The 15214-nt window shown below is 39.1% G+C and carries 12 protein-coding genes, 1 pseudogene and 1 CRISPR repeat array; of the genes and pseudogenes, 2 read left to right on the top strand and 11 right to left on the bottom strand.

Annotated elements, in window-relative coordinates; all coding sequences use genetic code 11:
• Nucleotides 1–4 precede the first annotated feature (4 nt).
• Nucleotides 5–844 carry a DUF4351 domain-containing protein gene (locus HG267_RS31230; protein ID WP_045870823.1) on the bottom strand — a complete coding sequence of 280 codons (840 nt, stop codon included), beginning with the start codon at nt 842–844 and terminating at the stop codon, nt 5–7.
• Nucleotides 845–1345: 501 nt separating this feature from the next.
• Between HG267_RS31230 and HG267_RS31225 the strand changes: the two genes are divergently transcribed.
• Together HG267_RS31225 and HG267_RS31220 are read left to right on the top strand one after the other, a co-directional pair.
• Nucleotides 1346–2179, top strand: coding sequence for a hypothetical protein (locus HG267_RS31225; protein ID WP_045870822.1), 834 nt, complete (start codon nt 1346–1348; stop codon nt 2177–2179).
• A gap of 35 nt (nt 2180–2214) precedes the next feature.
• Nucleotides 2215–2853, top strand: a complete 639-nt coding sequence (locus HG267_RS31220; RefSeq protein WP_045870821.1) for a HesA/MoeB/ThiF family protein — start codon at nt 2215–2217, stop codon at nt 2851–2853.
• Between the two features lie 44 nt (nt 2854–2897).
• Here the strand turns inward: HG267_RS31220 and HG267_RS31215 are convergent.
• The 10 genes and pseudogenes from HG267_RS31215 to mntA form a co-directional block, all read right to left on the bottom strand.
• Nucleotides 2898–4484 (bottom strand): annotated as a pseudogene (locus tag HG267_RS31215) (NCS2 family permease).
• A 334-nt stretch (nt 4485–4818) separates the two neighbouring features.
• Nucleotides 4819–5735: a CRISPR direct-repeat array (repeat unit 37 nt; unit sequence GTTTCAATCCCTCATAGGGATTATTAGAAATTTCAAC).
• 213 nt (nt 5736–5948) lie between these two features.
• Nucleotides 5949–6236, bottom strand: a complete 288-nt coding sequence (gene cas2 / locus HG267_RS31210; RefSeq protein WP_045870820.1) for a CRISPR-associated endonuclease Cas2 — start codon at nt 6234–6236, stop codon at nt 5949–5951.
• Between the two features lie 22 nt (nt 6237–6258).
• On the bottom strand, nt 6259–7263 hold the full coding sequence (cas1d, locus tag HG267_RS31205) for a type I-D CRISPR-associated endonuclease Cas1d (protein ID WP_045870819.1): 1005 nt from the start codon (nt 7261–7263) through the stop codon (nt 6259–6261).
• A gap of 113 nt (nt 7264–7376) precedes the next feature.
• A complete protein-coding gene (gene cas4, locus HG267_RS31200; protein WP_045870818.1) occupies nt 7377–7970 on the bottom strand; it encodes a CRISPR-associated protein Cas4 in 594 nt (197 codons plus the stop codon).
• A 292-nt stretch (nt 7971–8262) separates the two neighbouring features.
• Complete coding sequence (gene cas6 / locus HG267_RS31195; RefSeq protein WP_045870817.1) at nt 8263–9081, bottom strand: CRISPR-associated endoribonuclease Cas6; 819 nt, start codon at nt 9079–9081, stop codon at nt 8263–8265.
• 50 nt (nt 9082–9131) lie between these two features.
• Entirely contained in the window at nt 9132–9851 is a 720-nt protein-coding gene (cas5d, locus tag HG267_RS31190; RefSeq protein ID WP_045870816.1) for a type I-D CRISPR-associated protein Cas5/Csc1, read from the bottom strand.
• Nucleotides 9852–9856: 5 nt separating this feature from the next.
• Nucleotides 9857–10867 carry a type I-D CRISPR-associated protein Cas7/Csc2 gene (gene cas7d / locus HG267_RS31185; RefSeq protein ID WP_045870815.1) on the bottom strand — a complete coding sequence of 337 codons (1011 nt, stop codon included), beginning with the start codon at nt 10865–10867 and terminating at the stop codon, nt 9857–9859.
• Between the two features lie 69 nt (nt 10868–10936).
• Complete coding sequence (cas10d, locus tag HG267_RS31180) at nt 10937–14299, bottom strand: type I-D CRISPR-associated protein Cas10d/Csc3 (protein ID WP_045870814.1); 3363 nt, start codon at nt 14297–14299, stop codon at nt 10937–10939.
• Nucleotides 14292–14735, bottom strand: coding sequence for a type VII toxin-antitoxin system HepT family RNase toxin (hepT, locus tag HG267_RS31175; RefSeq protein WP_052335210.1), 444 nt, complete (start codon nt 14733–14735; stop codon nt 14292–14294). Before hepT ends, cas10d begins: the two co-directional genes overlap by 8 nt.
• Nucleotides 14732–15184, bottom strand: a complete 453-nt coding sequence (mntA, locus tag HG267_RS31170) for a type VII toxin-antitoxin system MntA family adenylyltransferase antitoxin (RefSeq protein ID WP_045870813.1) — start codon at nt 15182–15184, stop codon at nt 14732–14734. The genes hepT and mntA overlap by 4 nt, the downstream gene beginning before the upstream one ends.
• Nucleotides 15185–15214 lie beyond the last annotated feature (30 nt).

Below are 15214 nucleotides of genomic sequence, written 5' to 3'. Positions count from 1 at the left end.
AGTTTTAAATACTGGGATTTTGTTCAAGCCAAACAACCAAATCAGACATATTTGAAAACTCTAAAAAATCTTCTCCTAAGCTTTCTAATTTCTCAGTAGATAATACTTGGAGACGTTCAATTATTACTGAATCTATTTCACCGAAACGTCTATTTATAAGGCGTAAAGTATATTTTAATGCTTCTTTTTGCTCTCCTCTTTGTTCTCCCTTCTGCAAAATATCTTGATAAATTACTGACTCTTGCATAAGCTCCTCTCGTAACAATTGACGAATAAAATATTTTTCAAACTTTAATCCTGCTAAAATCTCAGTGTAAGCAGCAGTATTTTGTCTTGTCTCTATATCTGGAATTTTAGCAATTTCCTGGGCAATCTGCGATAATAATGCAGCGGGCGAATCGGTTCGCGTTAACGGTGCAAAAGGTAATAACGCTAGATTGCCAAGAAATATTGCCGAATCTTGCTCCCACATCCGTATAACTCGATAACGGTGGGTTGTTACCTCACTAATATACTCCTCAGTAAAGGCAATTTCGTCACTTGTCTCTTGTAGGAAAATTACTACTTGTGTGACAGGTACTTGATATTTACGTGTCAATCTCACGTAATAATCTAGCATTCTTAAAGCAATTGGTGTTTGTGACTTAATAGTAGTTTGAAATTCTAGGTGTAAAATCCGATTTTCTGTTTGTAAAAATGTAACTGAGTCAGCACGTATCGGTTCAATACTCAATTCAGTTTTTAAAATTTCAATTTTTTGTGGTTCTTGATTTAATAACCAACGGGTAAAATCAAGAGGGTACTTTTCTGCGAGGATTTTACAGAGATTATCATATTCTGCCATCTCAAAGATGAGGTTTAGTTTTCTTCATGATTTTATCTTAATATTGCCTTGCAACCAGTTCCATTTATGAGCAATTTTAAGTGGGGCGATCGCACAACTGTAAAATCTCTTTTTTTATCTTTAGCAAGTTTTGTAGTATAGTGTATTATATTAATATCTTGCGTGCCCTAACTCGTGTGAGCCTACATACTAGTACGAGAGGAAGGTAACACTGTGAAATTCAGTGGGCGTGTGTGAACGGGGAGTGCGAAGAACCTGGAAAGTCGGCTTAAAAGTAGCCACCTTTTAAAGAGTGTGTAACAACTCACCAGTGGAGTCCCTCTAGTAACTGAGAACACGCAATGCTCCATCAACTTGCACGCACATTAATTCGTAATTCAATCTATTTTTTTCTCTGTGTTCTCTATGGTTCAAAAATAATTAATCTAACCACAGAGACACAGAGTAATTGATTTTGCAAAAGTATTATCTAGCTTTGTATTATATAAATTAGTATGATTTATGCCTGATATCCGTAAGCTAATCAGTAAAATTGCGGAAGCAGAAGCACGGTTGTCTGCAACTCAATTCCTTGCGCCTTGTGTCAAAGGTGGACGAGTTCGCACAAAGGTAGCGGGAATGGTTTATACCTTCACACCAAAGCCGCGTCAGTTTGCAGGTTGGGGTATATTTCAGCCTGTGGATGCAAAAACAGCAAGGGTTGTGGAATCAGCAGATTTACCCCAAATTGCAGAATACTTGCAACATTTTCCCCAAATTCGACTGCGGTTAGCATACCAACTGCGGGGACAAACTTGGTTAGCATATCCTGTGAATGAAGTTGATATGCGTCAACGGTTGAAGGTGGTAAAGCCGATCGCAGTTCATTTGGTAACTGAGGGTGTGGCTTTTGAGCAAATCATTAGCCGTTGTTATGGACAGTCTTGCTGGTTTGAGGAAATTGATCGCCGTACCGATCCGATGATTGCTGAAACTCTGCAATCTGCGATTAAGGAATTAACTCCGGTTGCGGAATTGCAATTTAAGGGGATGACTCCAGAGATGCGTACAGTGTATGAATTAGCCACTGAGCAAATTGCGGAATTTAGTCAACCCCAACAGGATGAAAAGCGATTGCGTAAAGCTTTACAGCAAGGCGGTGGTGAGTTAAGCCAATTCCAAGATCATGGTGATTACTGGACAGTTAATTGGCGTACTGCGGATGGAATTCGCCATACAAGTGCGATCGCAAAAACAGATTTGACTGTAATTAGTTCTGGTATTTGTTTGAGTGGACGCGATCGCGATTTTGATTTGCAATCCTTAGTGGGTGTCATCGAACAGCAAGACTGGTGAATTAATTACGAATTACGAACTACGAATTACGAATTATGTCCATTTTTTTTCACGAACAGCTTTACCGCAGCAATGCTGTAATGAAAAAGCTGAAGGATTATCCTGTGACTATCTGTGGTGCTGGCGCATTGGGAGCGAACATCACAGAAAACTTAGCTCGGTCTGGTTTTGATAAACTGACTGTGATAGATTGCGATCGCATTGAGGAACGTAATCTTTCCACTCAGCCTTACTACCGTTCCGATGTGGGAGCATTTAAGGCGAAGATTTTGGCGAATAATTTATATCGCGCTATTGGTACAAAAATTGATGGTAAAACCAAGGAGTTGACACCAGCAAATACAAATCAACTCCTCAAAGATAGCCAACTAATTATCGATGCTTTTGATAACAGTATCGCCCGTCAAGCAGTCAAGGATTATGCAGAAAAATTCCATATTCCTTGTCTTCATGTTGGGCTATCAGCCGATTATGCAGAGGTAATTTGGAATGAAGTTTATCGCGTTCCTTCTGATGTGAATGATGATATCTGTGATTATCCCTTGGCGCGCAACTTGGTAATGTTAACCGTTGCAGTGGCTTGTGAAGCCGTGATTTCCTTCATTGCGATCGCACAACAGCGGAATTTTACGATTACCCTCAAGGATATGCAAGTTCAACCGCTATTTCTGTAGATGAGAGCAAGCAAAACCTATGCAGTGAAATCAGGAGAAATAGCTCAATTTTTCCGCCGTTCTTGCCAATCGACATAAAAAAAGAGAATTGCCAGCAACAGATAGCCAATCGCCCAAGGCGCACCTGTTCCAGCGCCAAAATTCACAACTGTATCTGCAACAGTCCAACGATAACTGTGCATTAACCCAACCCAAGAAATAATAGCTGCGATGATAGACTAATAGGCAGCGTAGCGAAACTTGCGTTCAATAATGTAAACTGTAATGCCCGCTAAAATCATCGCAGAAAAAATAAACCCCTGCTCAAGAGCAAAAGCGCCATCAATATATGTATCGCTTAACTTAAACTGCTCAATTAGGGATGGGGTAAAAGGTTTTTCCACCGTACCCAAACCTGCTGCGCGCAGTGCATTCTTGGCGATGAGTGCACCCCAACCAGCAATCCCTGGTAACAAACCAACAACTACAGCAGGTGCATGGTGCGATGGCGTAGCTGTAAAGCTTTGAGCCACAATCACAATCCCAATCCATAATACAATCGCCATCCCCGCTTCCACAGGGACAAAGTAAGCTAGCATCGCTACGGTTCCAGTCAAGCAAAGCAAGCCCATGATGATGCCATTGAGAACTGAGTACCCAATCCTTGCACCTAAAGCTTTCCAGCCTGGATGACCAATATAAATAGTAGTAGGAAAACAGGAACCACAAATAGCAGCCGCCAAAGTTCCAATCCCATTCACCGCCAAACAGGGCGCAGCTGGATAGTTATCACCCGCCGCTTCTGCACTTTCTAAATTCTGGATACTACCAACCAGATTAAATAGCCCCATTGGGAGAATAATGCTGAAATATTCCAAAAAGACTGAACGACTATTCCATAATTCTCCCAACCACAAAGAAGGTAGATAGAGCCTAATTGGTTGTAGAGTAGCAGCAAACTTGGCATGATCCCAACTGACTAAACCAGTTCCCCAAGCCAAAGCAATTCCTAAAATCACAGCCAATAAGCCGCCGGGTATGCCAAATCGCACTCGCCCAAAATAAGTTACCAGAATTACACCCAGAGGTACCAAGCCCACTACAGGATTAGCAAAGGTACGAAAGAGAAAGCCAATAGCAATAAAAGTGATTGCAATCCCACCCAAAGTAGAAAGAAGTGCTGCACGGGGTGCCAACCGACGGAGGCGATCGCCAATTCCAGCCCCAGCAAATTCTATTAACCCAGAACCAAAGCAAGCCACCAAACCCGCTTGCCAAGCTAATTCAGCCGCTTGTTCGCCAGATGCGCCACCAGCAATTGCAGCCAATTTTACAGGCAACATCACCAGAAAAATATAAGCAAAAAGACTAACGGTATTAATTCCATAGGGCAAAGCAGTAATATCATCGCGCTGTTCGCGTTTACCTTGCTCTTTGGCTAACCTGGCATAATAGAAGTTGCCTACAATCAAACTGATTGCTATTCCAGGCAAAATCCGCCCATAAACTAACTCAGCCGGAAAGCCCAGAACTGTTTGGCACAAACTAACAATCAATAAAATTTGAATAAAATTATCCAGCGCCAGCCCAAATAAACCATCAATATCTCTGCGAACGAACCAACGGGGAACTCTGGTTGTAGCGACTTCCATTGTTTTTCTTTTGCTTTGTCAATTTTCTGGTAATGGCCTTGCCGCTTTCAGAATACCAGCAATAGCATTACTGGTGATAGATTATCGATAATTTTCTTTAGCGGCGTTGCTGATTGATGGGATGATTTTTGTCTCACGCAAAGGCGCAAAAGCGCAAAGAATCGACCTTCAGTTTTGTCTAGAAGCCTGAATTCATCCCGCAAATATGCAACGCCTCTTTAGCAATCGATAGTTGACTGCTCTAGTTGTCAAGCCTCAACCCATCAAATGTAGGGTATGTTAGGCGCTATCGATATGCGTCAATCCCCGCAAACGGAGATTTAGCCCGTTCGTCGTTTCAATCCCTCATAGGGATTATTAGAAATTTCAACGGTATCCTTCCATACGCTGTTTTGCTTCACCCACGTTTCAATCCCTCATAGGGATTATTAGAAATTTCAACCTTTTCGTCTTGCGAGAAAAACTGATTGTTGGCTCGTTTCAATCCCTCATAGGGATTATTAGAAATTTCAACGATTGAGTACGCTGTGGAGCTACGACCAAGAGCGAAGTCTTGTTTCAATCCCTCATAGGGATTATTAGAAATTTCAACTTGAGCATAAACCGTTTGGAGGCAGATAGGTGCTGTTTCAATCCCTCATAGGGATTATTAGAAATTTCAACACTGATTAATTGGGTGAGTGTTGCAAACTTCTGCGTTTCAATCCCTCATAGGGATTATTAGAAATTTCAACTCAATGGCACAACTGTCTCAAAGGATAAATTAGCAAGTTTCAATCCCTCATAGGGATTATTAGAAATTTCAACTATAAATACAATGATTGCCACTCTAGAGAAAACTGTTTCAATCCCTCATAGGGATTATTAGAAATTTCAACTCCCGCCAAGCAAAAGCTTAATTTACTTTGTTTATCAGTAAGTTTCAATCCCTCATAGGGATTATTAGAAATTTCAACTAGCCAGCGACAGGCAGCAAGCCCCAGCCCCACAACCAGTTTCAATCCCTCATAGGGATTATTAGAAATTTCAACTTCAATCGCAGGCACTGGTAGTTTAACGTTCAATTACAAACGTTTCAATCCCTCATAGGGATTATTAGAAATTTCAACCCTAAGTGGCTTGCATTGTGTTTGTAAAACTGTTGTTTCAATCCCTCATAGGGATTATTAGAAATTTCAACTTTTGCCGATGCAAGAGACGGTTGCAGAGTAATTGTTTCAATCCCTCATAGGGATTATTAGAAATTTCAACGGCAGAAGCCCAAAAGTCAAGTTATATGCAGTTTTCAAGGTTCTGTTGCGCGGATAGCGCCATAATAACACGGGCAATAGTGAAAACGCAAAACCGAAATTGCTGAAAGTCTATCTCTGTAAGGCGCGCGGGTAATTGGACATCAATTAAAATTTGAAAGCCTTACAGAGAAATAGTTTCACCTACTTTTTGGGAGAACTAGTTTTTCCACACCTACCCCTCCGCGCATTCGGCAAAGAAAATAGTATCATCGGGGACTGGTTCACCGCCAATACGTTCAACCTTACCAAAGCAGCAACTACATAAAGAGTAAAAACGGATATTGTCTGTATCAGTTTTGATCAACTTATGCAAGCGCGATCGCAGTTTGGCGTACTGGGTATCATTCAACTGACATTCAAAAATACTATACTGCACCCATTGCCCATAAGACTTGAGAATGTTATGAATCTTTGTGCGGCGCTTGTCTTCGGAAATATCGTAGGATATAACAACATTCATCTGCAATTGTCCTCTCTTGTATTTACTTCAAAATTAAAGGTGGATACTTTTCAATTTCACCCATGAGGTATTTCGCTAATAATCGAGCTTGCAATTCAAAGGCTTCTTGATAAGTAGATTTACGCCCAAATACCGGATGTTTAAATTCCGATAACTTCTTTTGTGCGTATAACTGTAGAAATGTTTTTCGTCCCGAAGCAGTGAGAGAAACTGCACCGCTTAAAGGTTCAGTGACAAAATCAGCAGGTGTCAGCAAGCGTTTATTTAAAGCAGATAACACTACTGTATCGACAACTAAGGGGCGAAATTCCTCCATTAAATCTAGTGCGAGAGATGGTCTACCATAACGTTCGCAATGCAAGTATCCTAAATATGGATCGAAGCCAACAATATTTAGTGCGCCTTGCACATCATGACGCAACAACGCATAGCCAAAGCTAAGTAAAGAATTCACCGGATCGGTAGGCGGACGGCGGACGCGACCGTTAAAATCAAATTCTGGAACCAGAATTAGCTCAGAAAAACAGCCAAAGTAAGCCGCACTACCAGCACCTTCCAAGCCTCGCAGCGAATTGATATTATGAGTCGTTTCAATTGGTGCGATCGCCTGCTCAATGCGAGTTATATTCTTTGATAAATCCAAATCTGTAGATTCGCGCTGTCGGCGCAGTAAAACCTGCCGATAGTTTTTCAGTTTACCGCGCACAAAACCTTGTACCAAGTGAATCGCCTGGGTTGATTCTCCCTCTGCTTGCCATTGAGCTTTGCGAACAAATATATTTTTAGTAACCTCTGGTTCTAAGCGTCCCAAATAACCACCCGTATGAGTCAGAAATGTTAGCGGAATATGACGCTCAAGCAATTCAGAAATGACAGCAGGTGAAACAGTCGCGCGTCCTAAAACTACAACACCATCAATCTTGAGCAAAGGTACATCTAAAATCGTCTTTTTCTCAAATTTAACATTCAAACGTTCATCTACTTTCCCAATAAAAGCATCTTCTTGGGTAATATAAACTGTGCCCATAATCAAATCTCAAAGTAAATTACAAACAATAGGAAGATTTGCGGAATCATTGATGGTATATCGGTGCGTTGCGCTGCGCGACAACACACCCTACATTACGAATTACTGTCTGCTTAATGTGGCTCTTGATAACGCTTGACTTTATCGGTTGCTTGTGGTATGCATGAAGGGTAAAGACTGCAACCATCGCAGCGTTTTGTTTTTACGGGTATTGGCATTGCACCTGTAAATAGCAATTGTTGAACAGCTTCAATTATTGCGATCGCACTTTGCCGCAATTCATCATTAATTTCTACTAACTGACGTTGATGTGAATGTGCATAATATATATAACCTGTGCTGATACTCTTCCCCGTCATTTCCTCCAAACACAAAGCTTGCGCGCAGACTTGCATTTCATCATTATCCCATTCACCCTTGCGACCGCGCTTGTATTCAATAGGATAAAATTTGCCATTTTCAGATTCAATCAAATCAGATTTACCTATCAGTTTATACTTATCAGATTTCAGCCAAATTGCCCGTATCTGCCAAGTCTCTTCACGATATCCATCACCATTAGTATGCACTCTCTCATGTAAACTGGTACCTTCAATTGTATACTGGTTATCGATAAATTCTCCCGCACAAAACATCCGCCAACAGCGATGCGCGCAGTAAGCATATTGATTTAACGCCGCAATTGGAATGTAATCAATTTCATTCATAACTTAATTGATCTATTGCAAAAATTTATTTATCTAGTAGCCATAAATTACTCACAAACATTTCTCCCCCTCTCTAAACAAGGCAAAAGGAAAAAGTGAGCCAGTGCGGTGGACGGGTTCCCAAGGCACTCCGTTGGGCGGCTTTGCCGACTTGAAGGAAGTGCCGTCGGCATAAAGCAACTGGCGAACTCCACAGGAGTTAAAAGGTAAAAGAAAGAACAAACACAATGGTATGGAGTCCCTAAATTTATGGGGATTATATTTTTACTTTTTACTTTTTACTTTTTACTTCCTAATCCCTACGCACCATACCCATCCCCATTGTTGTTTTCCGCCCTAAACCTGCATATAATGCAAAATCAGCTAAAGCGTTTATTTGCTTAATTGCTAAAGGTTCAATATCGCCTAAAATTCGATAGCTAATTGCACCAACACAACCGATAAACTTACTTTCATAGTTACTGACAACTTCTGTATTAATGTCAAAAGCACTCGGATAAATGGATTCAATGGGAATACTAGAAATTTCTATGCCACTATATTTATTCCAACGGTTAAGTAAGCTATTAAATACAGATTCTTTTACCGGAAGAAAAGTATCATATCCACCTTGACGAAAGGATACAGGCGTAGCAAAATTAAAGCTAAGATTGCGCTCTTTATTTGATGCTTGTTCGTAAAGTTGTGCATAATTACAAGCATTCGCCCAAGGTTGCTTTGATTGCGCTGTACCTTGAATTTGAGTAATATATAAATTTGCCGAACCTAAATGCCAAGGATGTTCTGGGTTGAGATTTAGCCACAATGGGGTTAATTTGCTAAATAAAGTATCATCAAGTAAAGAGACACGCCACCAACAGGGAGTACCAGCCGCAATAGGTTTTTGATGGATAAATTGCAACGTTTGGTGATGTGGTTTGGGTTGTCGTTGGATTTGCAATGGTGAAAGAGTAAAGGCTTTATCTGCATTTGATGAGTGCAGATATTCTCCTAAACTTGGATCTACAGAACTGATGAGAGTGAGAAATAATGCATGGAAATGTCTACCACTCAAAAATTCTGGGTAGATGGGAGACTGGGGGACGAGATTTAAAACAAGGCTGTAAGGCATGAATAATTTAAAATGATAGATGTAGGGTGGGGATTGCCCACCGCTAGAAATTAAGCTTTAAGTCGATACTGCATTTTTGCAGGTAAGCGTAATTTTGCACTTGTGTTGGGATGTTCCAACTCGTAATATTCGCCTTGGCAAATACTTACATTTTGAATCAGACTTACTGGGGGCATATTTATCACATCATAGCTAATAACTTGATGGGTAAACATTACATCCAGAGGATTCAATGGGTAAGGGAAAGAAAAGTTATCGGTTTTTAAATTGATTTTTGTAACTTCTTGCATTCTTAGTTCAGCCTTACTCATCCATTTACCCAAGCGAATCCATTTTGGTAGCTTGATTGGCTTTTGAGAAATTACAAAAAACTCAAATTGGCTTTCTGGTGCAATTTCTTTCGCTCTACCAAAGCTAGGAATATTTTTTTGCGTCTTCTCCATTTCTACATGGTAGTTATTATTCGCATATTTCCATGTATTAAGAATCGCAGTATGATTAACTGCACGCGCAGGTGTAACATAAATTTCCTGCTGATTTAGCGGCGTTAAATGTTCCTCATATTTGGGAACCTGTTCAGGACAAAAGTAACGATAGGAATGTTCTTCAGCTACATTGGTAGAGTAAACTTCGCTATCAACTAAACCTAATGCATAGCAGAGTGCGTAATTATGAATTACCGCTTCTGTTTCGTATAATCTGCCGATTTCACGAGTAGCGTAATAAAGGCTGTCGTGTAATTCTAATTGACAGCAATAAATAATTGGCATAGCGATTACCCTGCTTTAGCCGTCGATTTCTTTTTGCTGATGTGTTTGTTAGCGTATTCTTTAGCTTCTGCATCAGCTTTTTGTAAAATTGATTTTATGCCTGCTTCGCTATTTGTGAGTGTTTTAACTTCACTTAGCAAGGGTACGAAAGTCTCACCAATAAAGTCAGTGTGAACAATAAATTCATCAGCCATTAATTCTTCAATCGCACTTTTAGCAGCAGTAATAACATCATCTTCATCTAAAGGTTCGGGAGAATTGATACTATTATTTGCCTGCATTTTATCGTATATTGCTTGAGTCCAGCGTAAATTACTAGTAATTTCTCCATCAGCAAAGATTACACCAATTAACTCATTTCTTACACGCCCTGTGCGGGTTGTTTGCGCTCCATAATGGCGAGTTCGTAAGATGTTATTAAAGACGTAAAGAAAACTAGCTTCAGTTGGGTCTTTTAATGTAACAATACTAGGAAAGAAAGTTTGCGGTCTGATGTGGTCTTGTTGGTTAATTCTGCTAGTAACTTCCCCAGGTTTAGAACCATCCTCTCCTTTAGAAGCCATTGTCCCATTCTCATAAGGAGCATTGAGGGTAAAAGTTTCGTGTGATTCATCAAAAGCTGTTATTGAAAATGCTGTATCTACCACAACTTTTGATTTCTCAGAGCCAGAATCGCCAATTGCAAATCCGTAAATAATGCAATCAGGATTATCCATTGCAAAATTAACGTTGTATTCGCATTCTTCAGCAGTCATCAAGCCATAGTTACGCAACAATTCTCGTCCAACTAAACGTTCTGGTGTTGACTGTTTACGTTTGAACATTGACAGGCGGCTAATTGTAGTTTTATCTTTAACTCCTGCTCTGACTCTGGCTTTATTGAGTTCGCCATCTGTTTGAAATAATGGGTATGATTCAGTGATGCGAATAGTTAAAAAGTGGACATATTTACCCATTGGTTTGTAGGGAATTGCTGTTTGAAATAATTTAGATTCAACGGTTTTGAGCAAAGCCATAATATTTCTCCAAAAAATATGATTATTTCGATGCAATTAGCAGAGTTATTAGCTGAGAATAGCTGGTGTTTATTCCTTATCTGATTCTGAAGATTTTTGATTTTTCTCTAAGTTTTCTTTGTCGTCTTCTAGGCGATATAGAAATTCACAAGTATCGCGAATTAAGTTGAGTTGACGGCCTGCTAAACGCGCGCGATCGCCTGCAAAAGATTTTTCAAATACTTCAACTACAAAATACTGTGCAAAATCTAAAATCGCTTGTCGTTCTTCCTCCCGTTTACTCATTACCCAGCGTCCCTCAGCAGTCGAAGAATGAACGCGATCCATGAGTTTAAAAACTTCGGCGGCTACAGCTGTAACTAATGTTTCACCCCGAAATACACTTAACTCAGCTTTAAGTATAGTTTCAGATGCAATATCAATCGGTTTTAATACAGCATTAGCTTTGGGATTATATCGCTTATTGGCTCTATAAAAGCGGCGATAAAGTTCCGTTAATTTCTTAGGATGATTGAGACTTGATTCTTCTCCCACAATTAATTCCTCTTTGGTGTAGTCAAATTTTGCATAAGGGTCAAAACAAGGATAAAAATGATAGGCATAAAGCCGAATCTTTTCTACTCTGGCTGAGTCAACTCCCTGGTTACGTGCCCAACGATTAAGATAATAAAATACATACAAGGGACTAGTTTCTAAATCCTTCGCTAATTCGCTAAATCTTCCCCAGTTGGCATCATAACCAGATTTACCTTGTCGCGCATTCACATCTAAATGAATGGCGTAAGCAGCAGTCAAAACATTAAGGGGAGCAGGGTATTGAATACCGTTTTCTTGCCAACCTTCCAGAATGTAGTCTAAACGGAACCTATCTCTTTTTACCAAAGCGCGAAAAGCATGAGGCGCACTATCAAGAAACACGCTTTCTTCAAATTCAGCACCATCATTAAAAGGTGGAATTGGCGATTCTGAAACTACAGTTTTGACATCTAAAATCATCGGGAAAGCAAACGCTAACCAGGTAGGCATAACCCAGGATTCCGTATCTGTACTGTCTCTTCCAGGGGGTAGCGCCATGAAATAAAATGTTAAAGGCTGGTCTTCAGGATAAGCAAGCTTAAATGTTCGGTCTTTTTCACTATCAAGATTTTCATCTATTAAGAAACTATCTACATTTTGATAATTTTCTTTATCTAGATGCGCTTGAAAATTTTTGGTGATAAAATGATTACGGATGCTAGTATCAAAGCGAGTTTGAGCTACACCACTATAAGCCTTTTGTAAAAACTTATTAGTTTCGGGGGTAAAGTAATAAGTTGGATAAAAGTACAGATAGCGATATTTACCATCTTCAAAACGTTTACCTACTGCTTGAGTTTGATTCATCAAAATTTGTCGCAGCATCATTTCCACACCTGCAATACTAGAAATATTGCGCTTCGCATTAGAACCGCCTAACATTTGCTTATTTGTATAAACTTGCGGTGTAAATAAAACTGCTGATTCCATCTGCTCGGTTACTGTGTAAGCAGAATGAGAAATTGAACAGATTAATTGTCTTCCCCTTCCTGGTTTTTTAGCAGCATTATAGTTACCTAACTCATTGAGAAAGTTTTCAGTTTGCGTTTGAGTTGATTGTTGTTGACTTGTATTTGGCAACATCACCACTCTTGATACCCATTGTCTTAAATCATCCCAGCCATCAGGTAGTTGATATTGAGCAAGAATGGGAGAAATTAAACCTGTCAAGTATTCAATAACTTGCTGGCAAACTTCCCTGACATCTTCCACGCCTGGATGTGCTTCTAAATATTTAGCGGCGAGATAATACCATTCATAAGGTACGCCACCAGTATTACCTTTTAACTTGTTTTCTTTCAGGCTTTCATTAATGCGCTGAATGTGGCGAATCTCAGGGAGATGTTGTGTTAAATTCCAGAATTCAGCAACTTTATGAGTTAAATCAAAAGCAGGTATTGCGGGTAATTTTTTATCTTTTTTGCGAATTGCTTCAATCCGATTAACGGCTTCATCCCAAATCTTACGACTGACTAAATCGCCAAATTCTGCTATTTGGTCAATGCGGATATCATCGGTAAATTTAAAATCAAACTCAGCAGGTAAAACTCCTTGTTGTTGAAATTTGACTAAGTTATCACTGCGACTTTTAGCAACAGATGGCTTAGTAGAACTTAAAATACGTAATGTCGCATCTAAAGCTACTTTCATTAGTCCAGGAGAATCAAAAAATAAGTTGTAATATTCGGCATATTTCATGCCTTTTCCATCACGACCAAATCCTGTTTGTCTGCGTTTTAATTGTCCTGCACAAAGAGATTTAATATTATTAACTACCAGATCTGGTAAATCTTTTGCAGATAGAGAAGGAGCGTTACGCGCAGCGAGATAAATTACACCTGTTGGCAGATATAGTAAAGGTTCATAGTATATCTGCTCATCGGTATTGAGGCTAGTATAAGCTTGAATTACGGCATTATTAACAACATTAGTTAAAACACCTCGGTTTTCTGCAATACGATGATAGGTAAATTTCAGTTGTCCATCGCTGAGATTATGAATAATTTCTTGCAATCTGGGATTTTCTGCATCTTGGGGATGTTTAATAATAGAAGCAAGAGAATCAGCTAAACAAGTTAAATCAGCAAGGCTGCGAAGAGTACGGTCTTTCAGAACAGGATTTAAGCCAAATTCTGAAAAATTCCAGTTAGTATCCCAACGGCGTTGAGCATTGTAAGCCAAGCATAATAAATCGTCGAGATATTCTGTATAATCTTCTGGATTATCGGGATTGATAAACTGATCGAGTCCTAGTTGTTTGACTTTTTCATCAATAATTTGGCGGTGTTCTGCTAAAGCTAATTTGCGGCAATTTTCTGGTACATCGGGAAATTTTTCAAAGTCATGTAAAATAAACCCAGCAATCACTAAGCGCCGTTCTCGTTCTTTGACTACGCGCTTAATAGTTGTATCTAGCTTTTCTAAGCGTTTCTCAATTAAATTTGCCGGAAATAAACCATTAAGTAAATGTGTATTGAGTGATTGATCGGCTGCATTATCTCGTCTAACTTTATTTTTACCTGCTGCTTCTCGCTGTTGGTCTATTTCATCAAAGAATTTACCACCTTTAGCTGTCACACCAATTGCTATTTTTAGCAGATTAGGTAAAACATAATCAGCAAAATCTGCCATAACTATATCATCAGGATTTTGCGCTGTAATCGCTTCTTGCAGTAGCTTGAGTGTGAGTAATTTTTGTTTAGTTATGATAGTGCGATTGTCATCACTATCAAAACCAAAATCACCTGATAACCAATCTTCATCTGATGATTCGGAATTTGCAGTGTTTTCTATATCTAAAAGTGATAATTGCTGATATTCATTTGAAGCTTTTGCAGCTTTACTTTTTTTAGCCATTCTCTTCACTCAAAGAAATTAAATATGAGTTGACTTGTCTGACATACAGTGGATATTGCTGTAAAGCGAAACTAATTGCCCTAAAAACTTGCTGCGGATCTATATCGTCATATTCATGAACTAGGCGATTTCTTAATCCAGATGATGGTGCCAATTGTTTTGCTAGTTCGGGAGTAATCACACCATAATTACCAAGCTCAATAAAAGCTTCAAAGTTAGTATTTGAATTTCCTGGATTTAGCTTTGACAAGATATGATCGTTAATATCTATCGCAGCTTGAGCCATTAATTGTAGCAGTCTTTCTGTAATTAATTGATTATCAATATTATTGAGATAATCATCCCAAGTAATTGCCTCGAATCTTTTCAGATTGTCAAGATAACGAGCAATGAATTCTAACCGAGTCGTAACAATTACAGTATCTATATTTTTCATACACCCCATCTTTGGAGAAACTGCTCAATGTTTTGTCGTTTAATATGTTCAATTTTTTTAAGCTCTGATTTGCTTAGTAATACTTTTTGTTTAAATTTTTCAAATTCTTCAGCTTCAGATTCATACAAAACTTTGCCATCGCGAGCAACAAAATGTGCTATTAATTCAGAACAGTGATTAAGTTCTACAATGTCGATTTTGTCAGAATTGATTTTTAATACTTCGCCAATCAACATAGGTAATTCAAACAAACCTGAAATATTATTTTTTATGTAAGCTTCACGCTGTTCTTCATCACACAAAACTGCAAAATCCCAGTCACTTTTTGCGTTTGCATTACCAGTAGCTCTAGAACCAAATAGCACTAACATTTTTAAGTAAGGGATTTTTTCAGGAAGTTGTAAGGCAAGTTCTTGAAGTTCTGTAATTGTTGGAGTGTGGTTTTGCATTTGATAATACTCCTATGTTGTGAATAATCG

Origin of the sequence: Tolypothrix sp. PCC 7601 (genome assembly GCF_025677855.1) — a bacterium.
GTDB classification, from domain to species: domain Bacteria; phylum Cyanobacteriota; class Cyanobacteriia; order Cyanobacteriales; family Nostocaceae; genus Aulosira; species Aulosira diplosiphon.
The sequence above is the reverse complement of the archived record's forward strand: the minus strand, read 5'-3'. Positions and strand labels throughout refer to the sequence as shown.